We start from the raw sequence: 16,195 nt of genomic DNA on the forward strand, positions 1-16,195 counted from the left end.
TCCCCTTTAAAAATCGTTCCGCCCTGTCAGGACGACGGCACAAAACGACGAACGCATTGCACGAGGCGCATTGAACACGGCTGGATGCCGGGCAGCGGCACGCAAGCAGCGCAGTCATTCGACGATGGAGGGAAGATCCGCGCCGGCCACCTGCCACTGTGGGAGGATATGACGGCGGCCGGCGCGGCGTCTGCGTTCCTTATAGCCCGCGGGGGGTTAACGATCGGTAAATCGGCACCCTGGATATATACAAATTCAAGTGGTTAGATTTCCGCCTGAATCAGCCAGTCATGGAAGAGACGGACGGCGCGGCGTTCCAGCGCCTTGGGCCGGCACACGAAGAAATAGCGATAGGGGCTTTCAATGTGCTGGTCGAACAGGCGCACGATGCGCGGATCCTGCGCATGCTCGAAATGGCGGCCATGCATCACCGCGATGCCGAGCCCCTGCGCCGCCGCTTCCAGCATGAGCGCACCCGAATCATAATAATCGATCGAGGCCGGGTTGAGCTGTGGCTGCCCGACGGCTTCCTTCCAGATATCGAACGTCGCCGACATGTCGCGGTGGATGAGCACGGTCTGCCGTGCAATGTCCTGCGGCTTGCGGATGGCGCCCTCGCCTTCCGTCATCGCCTTCGATCCGATGAGATAGACCTGATCGCGATCCAGTTCGCGCGCATAGAGCGAGGGATCGACGTCGCGCGCCAGCACGATGGCCGCGTCCAGCCCTTCGCCCAGGCGGGCGATTGCATTGGGACTCGTATCGACGTCCAGATGCAGGTCCGGATAGGCCCGGTGGAACTCGCCGAGGCGCGGGAACAGCCGCTGACTGGCGAACAGCGGCAGCATGCCCAGGCGCACGCGCATCGTGCGCGCACCGCTGGTCGCACTTTCGATCGCCGCACCGAGCGCATCGAGCGCCGGAGCGATTTCCTTGAGCAGCCCATGGCCGTGCTGATTGAGCTCGAGCTGCTGATGCTTGCGCTCGAACAAGGTGTATCCGAGGAAGCGTTCCAGCGCCTGGATGCGACGGCTCAGCGCAGGTGCGGAAAGTGCCAGCTCCTCCGCCGCGGCTTTGACGGACCCAGTACGGGCGACCTGAACGAACGCTTCCAGGGCGGTAAGGGGTGGCAGGCGACGCATGAGCGGTTCAACGCTCCATGTTTATATGTTGCATTGCACAAGCATGCCGCAACTGCGAGCAAGACGCCAGCCCCGTTTTTGTCGGGAAGTGAACATTTTAGGCTCGACCGGCGCCCGATCGGCGAAAGCGCGAAAGGAGGTTCAGTTGCGCGCGCCCAATTGCTAGTTTCCCTCATTCGCCCGCCGCCCGGCGGGATTTCAAGATTTGAAGGACTCCCCTCATGCGTCGCTCCTTTATCGCGCTTGCCCTAGCGTCCGTCAGCCTGTCCGCCTGTTCGAATCGCCTTGCCGGCGAGGCACCACCGGCCGGGCCCGCTCCGGTCGAGACCGCTGCGCCAGCATCCCCTCCGGCACCCAAGCCGACGATCGGCGACTATGGCTTCGACGAGACCGGCATGGACCGCAACGTCGCGCCCGGCGACGACTTTTATGATTATGCCAACGGCACCTGGACGAAGAACACGCCGATCCCGGCAGACAAGTCCAACTACGGCATGTTCACGCTGCTCGACGATCTCTCGAAACAGCGCACGCAGGAAATCCTCGACACCGCGAAAACCGATCCGTCGAGCAAGATCGGCAATGCCTATGTCGCCTATCTCGATGCGCCGACGGTCGAGGCGCAGGGACTCGCCCCCATCAAGCCGTGGCTCGACGCGATCAAGGCCGTGAAGACGCGCGCGGACTATGTCGCCGTCTTCGCCCAGTCCGCCCGCAACGGCGTGTCCCGCCCGTTTGGCGGCTATGTCGGGCAGGACGACAAAGCACCAGAGAACTACATCTTCACGCTGACGCAAGGCGGCCTCGGCATGCCGGACCGCGACTATTATCTCCAGCCAGGCGAGAAGATGGAGACGACCCGCAAGGCCTATGTCGCGCATCTCACCAGGATGTTCGAGCTGGCCGGCGAGACGGACGGCGCGAAGCGTGCGGCGGCGCTCATGGCCTTCGAGACCGAGATCGCCAAAGTCCACTGGACCCGCGTCGATAGCCGCGATGCCGAGAAGACCTATAACAAGATGACGTTGGCCGAGCTGACCAGGCTGGCGCCCGGCTTTGACTTCGCCACCATGTTCAAGGCCGCTGGCGTCAATGCGGACAGCCTCCTCGTCTCGCAGCCGAGCGCCATCAAGGGTGAAGCGGCGCTCATCGCCAAGGCGCCGCTCGCCGTATTGAAGGACCAGCTACTGATCCGCAGCCTCGACAATTTCGCCGATTATCTGCCCGACGCGATCGGCAATGAGAGCTTCGCCTTCTACGGCACGACACTCAATGGCACCCCGCAGCGCGAGGAGCGCTGGAAGCGCGGCGTCACTTTCGTCAAGGGGTCGCTCGGCGAGGAACTCGGCAAGGCCTATGTCGCCAAATATTTCCCGCCGGAGACGAAGGCCGCCGCAGACCAGCTGGTGAAGAATGTGCTGGCCGCCATGGGGCGCCGCATCGATGGCCTCCCCTGGATGAGCGCCGAGGCCAAGGCACGCGCCCACAAGAAGCTCGCCGCCTTCACGCCCAAGATCGGCTATCCCGACAAGTGGCGCGATTATGCGGGGCTGGAGATCAAGCGCGGCGACCTGTTCGGCAATGCGCTGCGCTCCAACCAGTTCGACTATGACTATATGGTCGGCAAGCTCGGCAAGCCCATCTACCGCTGGGAATGGTTCATGACGCCGATGGAGATCAACGCTTATGCCAATTTCGGCATGACGGAGATCGTCTTCCCGGCCGCCATCCTGCAGCCACCCTTCTTCGATCCGCATGCCGACCCGGCGATCAACTATGGCGGCATCGGCGCCGTCATCGGCCATGAGATCAGCCATCACTTCGACGATCAGGGCGCGAAATATGACGAGACCGGCCGCCTCGCCCAATGGTGGACCGATCAAGACGTCGCCAATTTCAAGGCACTGACCGACAAGCTCGTGAAGCAGTATGACTCTTATGAGCCCCTGCCGGGCGAACATGTGAAGGGCGAACTGACCCTTGGCGAGAATATCGCCGATCTTGCAGGTCTCACCGCCGCCTATGAAGCCTACAAGGCCTCGCTCGGCGGCAAGGAAGCGCCGGTCATCGACGGAACGACGGGCGACCAGCGCTTCTATCTCGGCTGGGCGCAGGTCTGGCGTCGCAATTATCGCGAGGCCAATCTGCGCCAGCGCCTGCTGACCGATCCGCATTCCCCCTCCGAGGAGCGCGTCGCGATCGTGCGGAATCTCGATCCCTGGTACGGCGCCTATTCGGTACCGGCAACGGGCAAGCTGGCACTCCCTCCCGAGCAGCGCGTCCGCATCTGGTGACCCGGCTCCGGTACGTGGCGCTCGTCTGGATTAACGAGCGCCGCCACAGTGCAGATTTTACATTGGCGTTTTACTTGCGGGATGCCGACGAAGCGCCGCACTGACTGAAAATGCTCCGGTTTCGGACGTCTCGTTTCGACACAGCCGCCTTAACCTCAATTGTTAATTTTCGTTGCGCGGCGCGAGGGCGCATGCGATTATTCGGTCAGCGCCGTGTCAGGCGTTGTGGGAGAATTTGAATGAACAAGCAGCTTCGTGCGGCAGTCGTTGCACTGGCGGCGTTGGGTCTGGCTCCGGCCGCCAATGCGACCGTCGTCGAGGGAATCCAGCTCTCGTCGGGCGACTGGTTCGACCATTTTGAAGGCGAGTCGACATCGACTGGCGCTGGCCAGATCGATCTCTTCACCTTCAATCTCGACGTTGCGAGTTCATTCACGACGGCGCTCCTGACTTCGGTCGCAAATCCGAAGCAGGATCTCGAGTTCGAGTCGGTCGATCTCGACGGCGTGCATTTCTTCACGATCACCAACGGCTTCCTGTCCAAGGCCGAGCTGAACCCCGTCGCTCTGGCGGCCGGCGACCATGTGCTGCGCGTGAAATATTCCTCGACGGCCGCTAAGGTGACCTATGCGGGCGACATCACCATCAATCCGGTCGAAGTGCCCGCGCCGACGAGCTGGGCGGTCATGTTCGCCGGTATTGGCGGCCTCGGCTTCACCATGCGTCGCCGGATGCAGACCGCGAAGACGACGCGCGTCGCTTTCGCCTGACCGCGAAGCAGAGACCAGACTTCGTTTCAGGGTTTCAGGGGCGCGACGGAGCTACCGTCGCGCCTCTCTTTTTTCCTCGGATATGACGTATTGGCGCCCGCCGGCGCGAGCGATAGCCCCCGAAATACTCGCCGGTGCAGCATGGCGTCGGCCCGGTCGGGATCAACCGTCGCGGGATGGCGTTTACCCAAGCGATTCGCGTTAAGCATATTCCTTCAGACATTGAGGCGGAAATTTACACGATGGCCGTGGAAAAACGCGCTGGACGGCCCATTTCCGCTTTCCAATAATGCACTGTTTTTCAATGATTTCACGGCCCGCCTACGAAACCCATCTCATTCTGAGACACCCAAATGTAAAACTTGGCTAACGAAGCTTGAACTTCGCAGTCGCAGCAGGCTATTTGCAAATCGCCAACCAAGGCGTTGTGGGAGATTACAATGAAGAAGGCTATTCTGGCAGCGACTGCTGCCGTTGCGGCGCTGGGCCTTGCCCCGTCCGCGAACGCAACCGTGGTCGAGGGCATTCAGCTCGCGTCGTGGGACCCGTTTGATCACTTCGAAGGCGAAGCGGCTTCGGCCGGTGCGCTGCTTTCCGACTCGTTTGCGTTCACGCTGGATGTGGACAGCTACTTCACGACCGCACTGCTCGGCTCGGTTTCGGGTCCGCAGGGCAACATCGATTTCATCTCGGTTGATCTCGATGGCGTGTTCTTCGGCAGCGTGTCGAACGGCGCGTTCTTCTCGACCGCCGAGATCGTGGGCGCGTTCCTGACGGCCGGCGCTCACACGCTGAACATTTCGTACAGCTCGACCAAGGCGGCTGTCACCTATTCGGGCGACATCTCCATTGCTCCGGTTCCTGAGCCCACCACCTGGGCCATGATGGTTGCCGGTATCGCGGCTGTCGGCGTTGCTATGCGTCGCCGTTCGCAGAACGCCCGCGTCGCGTTCAGCTAAGAGATTTCTTGGAGGAACGGGGTTCGACCTCGTCCCTCCAGGCTCTCACAAGGCAAGAATAGCGTCGATATCATGACGATATCGACGCTATTTCTTTGTCTGTGCTACACTGAATGAAGCCTTGTATCGCCAACGATGTCAGCCTCGCTCCCCCGCGGCCAGGGCACATCGGCAAATTCCCTGATGAACAAATGGCGGCGATGAGTGGGGAGCCGGTCATCGCCCCTCCTCTGAAGAGGAGGGGCGATAATGTCCGCAATGTCGTCGCATCCCGACGGTCCAGCTTCGCCTGCCCCGCGAGATCTCTCCGCGAACCGGGAGCGGCCGTTCAGGCGGACCCGCGTGCCAATCGCCGCCAGAGCCGTTCAGCCGGCCCCTGCCCCATCCTCCGCCGCCACGCAACGGACCAGCCGATCATGACGGCCCACATGCCGATCACCGGCACCAGCAGCACAGCCCGGCCGAGCGTCCCGAACAGCGCGAGGCCATAGCCGTAGAACAGGCCGGTCATGACCAGGCTGGTCAGCAGATAGTTGGACAGGGCCAGCCGGCCGATCGCGCGGATCGCACGGACCAGCCATGCATCGGGCAAACGCACCGCGATGCCCATGGCAAGCGCAGCAAGGCCCACGGCGAGCGGCAGGCGCAACGGCACAGACCAGCCGAAAGACGCGGCCTGTGCGGCCAGAGGATCGCGGGAAGTCAGCACCCAAAGCGCCAGTCCGATCATCGGTACAAGGCCCACGACAAGCGCCCGCCGCCAGGTCGCGCCATATTGCGTCGGCTGCCATTGCCCGGCGAGAAAGCCACCCTTGAGCATCGCCATACCCAGCGCGATGAAGGCGAGCATTTCGGGCACCGAATAGAGCAGCAGATTCAGGAATTCGTGCGGCGCGCCGGCCATACGAAACGCCAGTATCTCGTCATAGCCCTGCCGATAATGCGCCAGTTCGGACGCGACCGACGCGCTCTGCCCAATGCCCAGCGCATCCGCATAGCTTGCCCATTGCGCCTGTGCCGCGCCCGGTGTCTGCGCAGCCGAGCGCAGCCAGAACGCCGGCAAGGTCGCCGAGAGATTGATCAGCCATTGTGCGCCAAGCAGGGCGAGCGCGAGCTTGATGAGGCTGAGCGTCTCCAGCCGCACGAACAGGGTCGCGACGAGGCCGCACAAGGCGAGCTGCAGCAAGATATCGCCCGACCAGAGCAGCAGATAATGGGCAAGGCCGATTAGGATCAGCCAGAGCATCCGGCGCCGATGCGCCGCAACGCCCTCCCGCCCGTCCATTTCCGCAGATTCCATGACCAGCAGGATTGACGCGCCGAAGAGCAGCGCAAACAGCGCGCGCATCTTTCCGTCGACGAACAGGAAATTGAACAGCCACGCGGCGAGATCGGCGGGGCCATTCGTTCCGGCGGCGAACGGATTGAACAGCGCGGCAGAGGGGAGCGCGAAGACTACGATATTGGCGAGGAGAATGCCCATGACGGCACAGCCGCGCAGGAAATCGAGACCGTCTATGCGGAAGCTTTCATCAGCCATGCCGCCTCCTATCGTCTTTTGCCTTCACGTCCACCCCCGCGCATGGCATGCGCATCGCCATGGGTGCAGCACGCAAGGCATTGATCGGCGCGGCCTTCGCCGCCGCGGCCGAGCGCTATGACGAAGGCGCCGGCGTGCAGCGCGTCGTCGCGCGCCATCTTGCCGAGCTGGCCGGACGCGAGCGGCTCGCGCCGGACGCGCCGATCCTGGAGATAGGCTGCGGCACAGGCCTCCTCACGCGCGAGATTCAGGAGCGCTGGCCGCAAGCCGACCTCACCGCCACCGATCTCGCGCCCGAAATGGTCGATGCTGCGGCGCGTGCCGGCCTTGCCGCACGCCTGATGGCCATGGATGGGGAAGCCCCCGTGTTCGAAGGGGCGCGCTTCGATCTGATCCTCTCCAGCCTCGCCTTCCAGTGGTTCGAGGATCTGCCGCTGGCCCTGGCGCGCCTCAATGCTCTGCTCCGGCCCGGCGGCAGCCTCTATTTCGCGACGATGGGCGCGGAGAGCTTCGCGAGCTGGCGGGCGGCGCATGAGCGATGCGGCCTGACGCCGGGCCTGCCGGACTATCCGACGCTCGGCCAATTGCAGGCCATGCTGGCCGGGTTCGGCGACGCCTTCGCCTGCGACGAGCATCACCCCGTGCCGATCGAGGGCGGGCAGGGGCTGCTGCGCCATTTCCACGCGATCGGTGCGCACGTGCCCCGGCCGGACTACCGACCGCTCGGCCCCTCGGCACTGCGGCGCGTGATCGACGATTTCGATCGCGCCGGCGGCGCGACGAGCTATCATGTCCTCTATGGCCGCATCACCCATGTCTGACACTGCCATGCTCCGCCTTGCGACCCCGGCCGACGTGCCCACGCTCGCCGCGCTCAAGCTTGCCTGCTTCCGCGAGACGTTTCTCGAAGGCTTTGGCATTCCCTATCCGCCGGCCGATCTCGCGCAGTTCGAGACGGACAGCTATGGCGAGGCGCGCGTTGCCACGGAAATCGCGGACGAGACGCATGCCACCTGGGTCTGCGCGGATGCGCGGGGCGATCTGCTCGCTTATGCGCATTGCGGCCCCTCCAAGCTCCCGCATCCCGAGGTGACGAACCGCTCGGGCGAGCTTTATCAACTCTACGTGCGGGGCAGCGCACAGGGCATGGGCCTCGGCCGCCGTCTGCTATCGACTTCGCTCGACTGGCTGGCCGCCGAATATCCCGGCCCGCAATGGCTCGGCGTCTGGTCCGGCAATGATCGCGCACAGGCGGTCTATGCCGCGCAGGGTTTCCGCAAGGTCGGCGACTATCACTTCATGGTCGGCGCGCATCGCGACGCGGAGTTCATCTTCCGCCGCGACTGACCGGTAGCGGTGTGAGGTGGACCGCATCGCGGCTGCCCCGGCGCACCGCCGCGTTCACCTCCCGTCCACTCTCTCGCCCTAATGATCACCGCTGGCGCCGTGCGCGCGCCGGGGCAATGAGCAGGCTGGGAAAATGAAGAACCGGATCAAACTCCGCGCCAATTGGGCGACCTCGCTGGCGAGCGCGAGCCTGCTCGCCTTCCCGCTCGCGGCCTGCGGCGGATCGGGCTCTGGCGGCAGCGCGCCGGTCGTCATCGCGACGCCGACGCCGAGTCCCTCCCCCACGCCTTCGCCCAGTCCGACACCTGCGCCGACACCCACCCCGTCACCGACGCCTACCCCCACCCCGACAAGCTGGTCGGCCGCCGCGGCAGCGATGTACGACGTGCAGCCCGACATCGCCGGCTGCCGCACGGGCACGCTCAAGGCCAGCGTCCGCGCCGAGATGCTCGCGCGGCTCAACGCCCTGCGCGCCCTGCACAATCTGCCGGCCGTCGCTCATTCCGATGCGGACAATGCGCAGGTAGACGAATCCTCGCTGATGCAGGCCGCCAACAACACGCTCAGCCACACGCCGCCGACGAGCTGGCTCTGCTACACAGCGACCGGCTCGACCGGCGCGGGATCGAGCAATCTGATCGGCGGCTGGGGCACGGGCCTGCGCTGGTCGAGCGAGGACGCCTATCTCGGCCTCTGGCTGACCGAAGGCGGCAGCGCCTCGATCGGCCACCGCCGCTGGATCCTCGATCCGTTCCTGGGCAAGATCGCCTATGGCCGCGTCGCCCAGCAACTCGCCAACGGCAGCCGCAGCGATGCCGCCTCGATGAAGGTGTTTGGCTTTGCGGCCACCCCGCCCACGCCGACTGGCCTGCCCGCCTATGTGGCCTATCCGTTCGGCGACTATCCGGTGCGCTATTTCGGCACGGGCGACTATCTGTCCTTCTCGGTCGTCGCGAGTGCAAGCAGCCGCGGTGCCAATGGCGGTGTGAGCTTCTCCGGCGCGACCGTGACAGTCAGCAACGGCTCGACCAATCTGGCCGTGACCGACGTCACCTCCGATAATCAGGGCTATGGCTTGCCGAACAGCATCCAGTGGCGTGTCACCGGCCTCGCGACCAATACGACCTACACGGTGCGCATCACCGGCGTCACCGGCGCGCCGCAAACGAGCTACGAATATACGTTCAGGATCCTGCCTTGAGCGAGGCTGATCCCGTCCTGCTTTTGGCCGAATCTTAACCACGACCGCCTATGATCCCGCGAAAGGGCTTCGCAAGGCAGGGATCATGATCGGCTATCGCAAAGGATTGACTGGTTTCTCACTGGCGCTCGTCACTGGCGCAGCATCGTCCGCGTTGCTCGCGGCCGCAAAGCCGCACGGGCAAGAAGCCGCCAACACGAGCCATGCGGTTCGTCCATCCGCTCCGGCCGCAACGTCCACAGCGAAGCCCTCGCCCACTGCGCATGCGGACGCGCATTGGGGCTATGACGGTGTCGATGGCCCGGTCCATTGGGGCCATCTCTCTCCCGAATTCCAGCTTTGCTCGAGCGGCCGCAGCCAGTCGCCCATCGACCTCAGCTTTTCCAATGTCGTCGCGGACGTCCCGGTGACGACCGACTATCAGCGCGGTCCGCTGGCGATCCTCAACAATGGCCACACCGTCCAGATCAATTTCGCGGGCGGCTCCTCGCTGGTGAGCAGCGGCCGTCGCTATGGACTGGTACAAGTGCATTTCCACACACCGTCCGAGAACATGGTCAACGGCAAGACCTATCCGATCGAGGCGCATTTCGTTCATAAGGATGCCGAGGGGCATCTGGCCGTGCTCGGCGTCTTCTTCGAGGAAGGCCAGACGAACATCGAACTCGCGAAGATCGTGGTCGCCGCGCCGGGCCGCGTCGCCGGTCCCAACACGATCGAGGGTTTCACCTTCGATCCGCGCGCCCTGCTGCCGCAGGACATGCACGTCTATCGCTTCATGGGATCGCTCACGACGCCGCCCTGTTCGGAGGGGGTGAACTGGCATGTGGCGCGGGAGCCGATCCAGGCCAGCCCCGGGCAGATCGCTGCGCTCAAGACGCTCATGGGGAACAATGCCCGTCCGATCCAGCCGCTCAACGACCGGCTCGTGATCGCGCCGCAATGAAGCGCCAGCTGCCCTAAAGCTCGGCGTCCATGAGCTTGGGGAAGAAGCTTTCATGCGCCACCCGCAGCGAGGCCAGCGGAATGGCGTGATCGCTCTCGGGCAACTCGAAGATCAGGCGGTTCGCGATCGTGTGACCCAGCCGCGCCGCCGTCACGCCGCGCGCTTCCGCCTTGGAGAGCAGCTCGACCAGCGCGGCATCGCGCACCGTCACCACATAAAGCCCCTGATCCTCGGCAAAATAGCTCTGGGCGATGCCGCCGGCCAGCGGCTGATCCAGCATCGCGCCGATGCCGCTTGCCAGCGCCATCTCCGCAACGGCGACGGCGACACCGCCGTCCGACACGTCATGGCAGGCCGTGACCGCGCCGGAGCGGATCGCCTCGCGCACGAAGTCGCCCGTGCGGCGCTCGGCCTCCAGATCGACGCGCGGCGGCGGGCCGGCATCCTTGCCTTCCAGCCCGCGCACTTCGCGCAGCCAGAGCGACTGGCCGAGATCGCCCGATCGCTCGCCGATCAGCAGGATGATGTCGCCCGTGCTCTTGAACGCGATCGTCGCCATGCGGTCGATATCCGGCAGCAGGCCGACGCCGCCGATTGCCGGCGTGGGCAGGATGGCACTGCCGCCGCCCGTCGCCTTGGATTCATTGTAGAGGCTGACATTGCCGGAGACGATCGGGAAATCGAGCGCGGTGCAGGCGGCGGCCATGCCCTCGATGCAGCCCACGAACTGCCCCATGATCTCGGGCCGCTGCGGATTGGCGAAGTTCATGCAGTCGGTGGTCGCGAGCGGCATCGCGCCGACGGCGGTAATGTTGCGCCAGCATTCGGCGATCGCCTGCTTGCCGCCCTCGACCGGGTCCGCGAAGCAATAACGCGGCGTGCAGTCCGTGCTGATCGCAAGGCCCTTCTTCGTGCCATGTACGCGCACGACGGCCGCGTCGCCGCCCGGGCGCTGCACGGTGTCGGCGCCGACCATGTGGTCATATTGCTCCCAGATCCAGCGGCGGCTGGCGAGGTCGGGCGATCCGAGCAGCGTCAGCAGATCGATCGAAATATTCGTACTGTCGGCAAACTCGGCCAGCGGCGCGAGCGCAGGCGTCGGCACATGCGGGCGGTCGTAGAGCGGCGCGTCGTCGGCGAGGGGGCCGAGCGGAATATCGCAGACCGTCTCGCCACGATGGACGAGGACCAGGCGCCCACCGTCCGGACCGGCCTCGGTCACTTCGCCGATCACCGCGAAGTCCAGCTCCCATTTGCGGAAGATCGCCTCGGCAAAGTCCTCGCGGCCGGGCTTGAGCACCATGAGCATGCGCTCCTGGCTTTCCGACAGCATCATCTCATAGGCGGTCATGCCGGTTTCGCGCTGCGGCACCTTGTCCATGTCGAGACGGATGCCGACGCCGCCCTTGCTCGCCATCTCGATTGACGAGGACGTGAGTCCCGCCGCGCCCATGTCCTGAATGGCGACGATCGCGTCGGACGCCATCAGCTCCAGGCACGCCTCGATCAGCAGCTTCTCGGTGAAGGGGTCGCCGACCTGCACGGTCGGGCGCTTGGCTTCGGCATCCTCGCCGAAATCCGCCGATGCCATGGTCGCGCCATGGATGCCGTCGCGGCCGGTCTTGGAGCCGACATAGACGATCGGATTGCCGACGCCCGAAGCCGCCGAATAGAAGATCTTGTCCGTCTCGGCGACGCCCACGGTCATGGCGTTGACGAGGATGTTGCCGTCATAGGCCGAGTGGAAATTGGTCTCGCCGCCGACCGTCGGCACGCCCACGCAATTGCCGTAGCCGCCGATGCCGCGCACCACGCCGCTGATGAGATGCTTCATCTTGGGGTGATCGGGCCGGCCGAAGCGCAGCGCATTCATGTTGGCAACCGGGCGCGCGCCCATGGTGAAGACGTCGCGCAAGATGCCGCCGACGCCCGTCGCCGCGCCCTGATAGGGCTCGATATAGCTCGGGTGGTTGTGGCTCTCCATCTTGAAGATGGCGGCCTGCCCGTCACCGATGTCGATCACGCCGGCATTCTCGCCCGGCCCCTGAATGACCCAGGGGGCTTTCGTGGGCAGTTTGCGCAGATGGATGCGGCTCGACTTGTAGGAGCAATGCTCGCTCCACATCACCGAGAAGATGCCCAGTTCGGTCAGGTTCGGCTCGCGGCCGATGGCCTGGACGATGCGATCATATTCCTCCTCCGTGAGGCCATGATCTGCGACGATTTGGGGCGTGATGGCGGGCGCGTTGGTCGACATGGGCCGCCTTTATCGCCGCGTGCAGAAGGACACAACCGGCGGAACCGCCTGCGGGCGAGTTTTCTGGATGCTTCACGGCGCCGACCGCACGCCGCAGCGCACAGCATGAAAACACGCCACCGAACCATGACGTCACGGCTGACATGACGGCGCAGCCCCTTGCCAGTGGCGGACGAATCCCGTTAGTTGCAAGTGTCTACTAAGGAGAGAGACCATGCTTCGTCGTTCACTTGCCGCACTGGCCCTGTGCTGTATTTCCGCGCCGTCTCTGGCGCAGCTCCACGAGCCGGTCGTTGGCGTTGCCGATCCGGAGGCCTTGTTCACGGACAAGGATCCGGTGCTTCACAAGAACAAGCAGGCTGCGCTGCGCATCATGCGCGAGCTGCTCCAGTGCAATCACTGGGACGATGCCGGAAACTGGCTGACCGAACGCTACATCCAGCATAACCCCAATGCCGCCTCGGGCATCAAGCCCGTCCAGCAATTCTTCGGCAGCCGTCCGCGCACTGCGACCTGCGATAAGCTCACGACGCCCGTCGTCGCCGTGTTCGCGCAGGGCGATCTCGTGGCGGTGGTCATGGGCCGCACGCTCCCGCATCCGACCGATCCGAGCAAGACCTACACGACCAGCTGGTTCGACATGTGGCGCTTCGTCGACGGCAAAGCCGACGAGCATTGGGACGCCGCCGAGCTGTTCGTCCCGCCGCCCGCGCCCAAGAAATAACGACGCAAAGAAAAGGGCCGGTCCAATGCTGGACCGGCCCGATGTTCAGGAAAATCGAAAGAGCGCGGCCAGGTCAGCCGGTCTTGCAGGCCGTGCCGTTGTACGTGATCGCGTCGCCCTGACCTTCGATGGTCGTCTTGCCGTCGGCGGAAGCGTAGGGCTTGCCGGCTTCCGGCGCGGCCAGCGGCACGGGCGGTGCATCCTTGGCGGCACGGAACAGAGCCGTCGTGTCGTCGGTCATGAAGTCGACGAAGATCAGGCTGTTGTCCTTGCACCGATAGGTGTGGCTGGCCTTGATCATCGGCAGCGGCGGCGGCGGCGCGGCGTTCGCCAGATTGGCGGCGTCCGGATCACCGGTGCCGGTGTTCATGGTCTCGGGCCCGCTGTTGCAAGCGGCAAGGGCGAGGACGGCCGCGCCAAGCGCGAGCGTCGGGAAGATGCTTTTGGGGAGGATTTTCATAGCACGCTCGCTATTGCGACTCGCATGGGGCAGGTCAACAGCATTTCCATGACAATACGGCATTTTTAGGGGGTAGCCCGAGAGGGCGCTTGACCCTGTGCGGGAGCCGGGTCAATGCAGGGACATGGCAGAAACGGCCGACACCGAAACGCTCAGCTTCGAGGAAGCGCTCCGGCGCCTGGAAGCAATCGTGCAGCAACTCGAGCGCGGCGACGTTCCGCTCGATCAGTCAATCACGCTTTATGAGGAAGGCGACCGGCTGCGCGCGCAGTGCCAGAAGCGGCTCGACGCTGCCCAGGCCCGCATAGAGCAGATCATGACTGGTGCGGACGGCGCCATCAAGACGGCTCCTTATCCGGCCCAATGACCCCCTGATGCGCATCGACGCACCGACCCGGCTCGACGCCGCCATGACCGAGATGGCCGAGGCGATCGACCGGCAGTTCGATCAGCTTCTGCCGCTGCCGGAAGACCAGCGTGCGCGGCTCTATGCCGCGATGCGCCACGCCGCGATCGGCGGCGGCAAGCGCTTGCGCCCGCTGATCGTCAAGGCGAGCTGCGACCTCTTCAATGTGGCTTATGAAAGCGCGATCCGCACCGGCCTCGCGGTCGAGTGCATCCATGTCTATTCGCTGATCCACGACGATCTGCCCGCCATGGACAATGACGACATGCGGCGCGGCAAGCCGACCGTCCACAAGGCCTATGACGAGGCGACCGCGATCTTGGCCGGCGATTGCCTGCACGATCTCGCTTTCTCGATCCTGGTCGATGAGCGCACGCACCCCGATCCCTTCGCGCGGTGCGATCTCGTCAAGGCACTGGCGGTGTCGAGCGGCCCGGCCGGCATGGCAGGGGGGCAGATGATGGACCTCGCCGCCGAGACCACCCGGTTCGATCTCCCGACCGTGACGCGCATGCAGCAGCTCAAGACCGGCGCGCTCATCGCCTTCTGCACGGAGGCAGGCGCAATTCTGGCGCGCGTACCCGAGGACAAGCGGGTCGGGCTGCGCGGCTATGCACACGATCTCGGCCTCGCCTTCCAGATCGCCGACGATCTGCTCGACGTCGAGGGCGACGCGGAAATTACCGGCAAGGCCGTGGGCAAGGATGCCGCTGCGGGCAAGGCGACCTTCGTCTCGCTGATGGGCATCGACAAGGCGCGCGAACAGGCGGAGTTGCTGGTCGAGCAAGCCAAGGCCCATCTCCACAATTTCGGCAGTGAAGCCGATCTTCTGCGCGACATTGCGGACTTCGCCATCCGGCGGCAGCACTGAGGACAGCCATGACGCAACGCATCGGCCTTTATCCCGGCACGTTCGATCCGGTCACCCTCGGGCATATGGACATCATCCGGCGCGGCGCGAAGCTGGTCGACAAGCTGGTCATCGGCGTCACGACCAATCCCAGCAAGTCGCCCATGTTCACGCTCGAGGAGCGACTGGCGATGGTCCGGCGGGAATGCGCCGACATCACGGACACGCAGATCGAGGTGCGGGCCTTTGATTCGCTGCTGATCGAATATGCCCGCTCGGTCGGCGCGTCGATCATCCTGCGGGGCCTGCGCGACGGCGCCGATTTCGGCTATGAGTATCAGATGGCCGGCATGAACCAGTATCTCGACGCCGAGATCGAGACCGTTTTCCTGATGGCACATGTATCGCTGCAGGTAATCGCTTCGCGTCTCGTCAAGGAGATCGCCTATCTGGGCGGTGACATCAGCAAGTTCGTGTCGCCGACGGTGCGCGAGGATATGCTGGCGCGGATCGGCCCAAAAAGCGTATAGGCGCCCGAAAGGGTCAGCCCCGGTTCAGCCAGCCACCGGCAAGTGCGAATGATGATGAGGAAGAAGACGATGCGTGTTTCCCGACTGATCGGCCAGGGCATGGCTGCGGCGCTGCTGATCGGCAGCATCGCGCCGGCGCTGGCGCAGCGCCAGGCCGAAGACGTGTTCAAGGAAGCCGAAATGGCCGCCCGCGCCAAGAAGGAAGCCGACGCGCTCCGCGCTGAGGCGGACAAGACCGAAGTGAAGCCGCTCGTCGCGACTATCCCCGTGACGCCGGACAATGTCTGGGTGCTCGACCTGTCTGATGGCGGCCGCGTGCGCATCCTGCTGCGTCCCGACGTCGCGCCCGGCCATGTCGAGCGGGTCAAGGCGCTGACCCGTCAGGGATTCTACAACGGTGTCGTCTTCCACCGCGTGATCGACGGCTTCATGGCGCAGAGCGGCGACCCCAAGGGCGACGGCACTGGCGGCTCGGAGCTTCCCGATCTCAAGCAGGAGTTCAACTGGCTCCCGCACATGCGCGGCACCGTCTCAATGGCGCGCGCCGAGGGCGAGGACAGCGCCAACAGCCAGTTCTTCATCATGCTGATGCCGCGCATGCAACTTGACAACAAATATACCGTGTTCGGCCGCGTGATCGACGGCATGGCCGGCGTGGACGCCATCCCCAAGGGCGAGCCGCCGGCAGCGCCCGCCAAGATCGTCCGCGCGACGATTGAGGGCGACGCGCAGGCTTCGGCGCCGGTCCCCGTCAAGCCCGCAGGCTGAC

General features: G+C 64.6%; 16 protein-coding genes. 12 read left to right on the top strand and 4 right to left on the bottom strand.

Translation table 11 applies throughout. The features are described 5' to 3' along the window. Positions 1-263: 263 nt before the first annotated feature. Positions 264-1,142: a LysR substrate-binding domain-containing protein gene (locus KM135_RS10020; RefSeq protein WP_221713872.1), complete on the bottom strand. Its 879-nt coding sequence runs from the start codon at positions 1,140-1,142 to the stop codon at positions 264-266. 221 nt (positions 1,143-1,363) lie between these two features. Between KM135_RS10020 and KM135_RS10025 the strand changes: the two genes are divergently transcribed. The 3 genes from KM135_RS10025 to KM135_RS10035 all read left to right on the top strand — a co-directional run bounded on the left by KM135_RS10025 (position 1,364) and on the right by KM135_RS10035 (position 5,165). Beyond that, positions 1,364-3,436, top strand: a complete 2,073-nt coding sequence (locus KM135_RS10025) for a M13 family metallopeptidase (RefSeq protein WP_221713873.1) — start codon at positions 1,364-1,366, stop codon at positions 3,434-3,436. A 239-nt stretch (positions 3,437-3,675) separates the two neighbouring features. Then, positions 3,676-4,206 (top strand): FxDxF family PEP-CTERM protein, encoded by a 531-nt coding sequence (locus KM135_RS10030; protein WP_221713874.1) that lies wholly within the window; start codon positions 3,676-3,678, stop codon positions 4,204-4,206. A 440-nt stretch (positions 4,207-4,646) separates the two neighbouring features. Further along, the gene (locus KM135_RS10035; protein WP_246605911.1) at positions 4,647-5,165 is read left to right on the top strand and encodes an FxDxF family PEP-CTERM protein; all 519 of its coding nucleotides are present in this window, start codon (positions 4,647-4,649) and stop codon (positions 5,163-5,165) included. Between the two features lie 328 nt (positions 5,166-5,493). Here KM135_RS10035 and KM135_RS10040 read toward each other — a convergent pair whose 3' ends face one another. Further along, a complete protein-coding gene (locus KM135_RS10040; RefSeq protein WP_221713876.1) occupies positions 5,494-6,705 on the bottom strand; it encodes a DUF418 domain-containing protein in 1,212 nt (403 codons plus the stop codon). A gap of 59 nt (positions 6,706-6,764) precedes the next feature. Between KM135_RS10040 and KM135_RS10045 the strand changes: the two genes are divergently transcribed. From KM135_RS10045 to KM135_RS10060, 4 genes are all read left to right on the top strand, one after another. Further along, entirely contained in the window at positions 6,765-7,526 is a 762-nt protein-coding gene (locus KM135_RS10045; RefSeq protein ID WP_425517031.1) for a methyltransferase domain-containing protein, read from the top strand. After that, complete coding sequence (locus KM135_RS10050; RefSeq protein WP_221713878.1) at positions 7,519-8,052, top strand: GNAT family N-acetyltransferase; 534 nt, start codon at positions 7,519-7,521, stop codon at positions 8,050-8,052. Before KM135_RS10045 ends, KM135_RS10050 begins: the two co-directional genes overlap by 8 nt. Positions 8,053-8,185: 133 nt before the next feature. Continuing rightward, on the top strand, positions 8,186-9,253 hold the full coding sequence (locus tag KM135_RS10055) for a CAP domain-containing protein (RefSeq protein WP_221713879.1): 1,068 nt from the start codon (positions 8,186-8,188) through the stop codon (positions 9,251-9,253). Positions 9,254-9,338: 85 nt separating this feature from the next. Then, a complete protein-coding gene (locus KM135_RS10060) occupies positions 9,339-10,199 on the top strand; it encodes a carbonic anhydrase (protein WP_221713880.1) in 861 nt (286 codons plus the stop codon). Between the two features lie 13 nt (positions 10,200-10,212). On the opposite strand, the gene purL is transcribed toward KM135_RS10060, so the two are convergent. Then, positions 10,213-12,456 carry a phosphoribosylformylglycinamidine synthase subunit PurL gene (gene purL / locus KM135_RS10065; protein WP_221713881.1) on the bottom strand — a complete coding sequence of 748 codons (2,244 nt, stop codon included), beginning with the start codon at positions 12,454-12,456 and terminating at the stop codon, positions 10,213-10,215. Between the two features lie 214 nt (positions 12,457-12,670). On the opposite strand from purL, the gene KM135_RS10070 reads away from it, so the two are divergent. Next, positions 12,671-13,180 carry a nuclear transport factor 2 family protein gene (locus KM135_RS10070; protein WP_221713882.1) on the top strand — a complete coding sequence of 170 codons (510 nt, stop codon included), beginning with the start codon at positions 12,671-12,673 and terminating at the stop codon, positions 13,178-13,180. Between the two features lie 73 nt (positions 13,181-13,253). Here KM135_RS10070 and KM135_RS10075 read toward each other — a convergent pair whose 3' ends face one another. After that, a complete protein-coding gene (locus KM135_RS10075; protein ID WP_221713883.1) occupies positions 13,254-13,640 on the bottom strand; it encodes a hypothetical protein in 387 nt (128 codons plus the stop codon). A 124-nt stretch (positions 13,641-13,764) separates the two neighbouring features. Between KM135_RS10075 and KM135_RS10080 the strand changes: the two genes are divergently transcribed. Genes KM135_RS10080 through KM135_RS10095 form a run of 4 tightly spaced genes read left to right on the top strand, consistent with a single transcriptional unit; the run spans position 13,765 to position 16,194 of the window. Further along, positions 13,765-14,007, top strand: coding sequence for an exodeoxyribonuclease VII small subunit (locus tag KM135_RS10080; RefSeq protein ID WP_221713884.1), 243 nt, complete (start codon positions 13,765-13,767; stop codon positions 14,005-14,007). Between the two features lie 7 nt (positions 14,008-14,014). Beyond that, the gene (locus KM135_RS10085; RefSeq protein WP_221713885.1) at positions 14,015-14,917 is read left to right on the top strand and encodes a polyprenyl synthetase family protein; all 903 of its coding nucleotides are present in this window, start codon (positions 14,015-14,017) and stop codon (positions 14,915-14,917) included. Positions 14,918-14,925: 8 nt separating this feature from the next. Continuing rightward, a complete protein-coding gene (gene coaD, locus KM135_RS10090) occupies positions 14,926-15,426 on the top strand; it encodes a pantetheine-phosphate adenylyltransferase (RefSeq protein ID WP_221713886.1) in 501 nt (166 codons plus the stop codon). 54 nt (positions 15,427-15,480) lie between these two features. Next, a complete protein-coding gene (locus KM135_RS10095) occupies positions 15,481-16,194 on the top strand; it encodes a peptidylprolyl isomerase (protein WP_425517032.1) in 714 nt (237 codons plus the stop codon). Position 16,195: the final 1 nt, after the last annotated feature.

The sequence above is a fragment of the Sphingobium xanthum genome, assembly GCF_019737615.1.
Lineage (GTDB): Bacteria > Pseudomonadota > Alphaproteobacteria > Sphingomonadales > Sphingomonadaceae > Sphingobium > Sphingobium xanthum.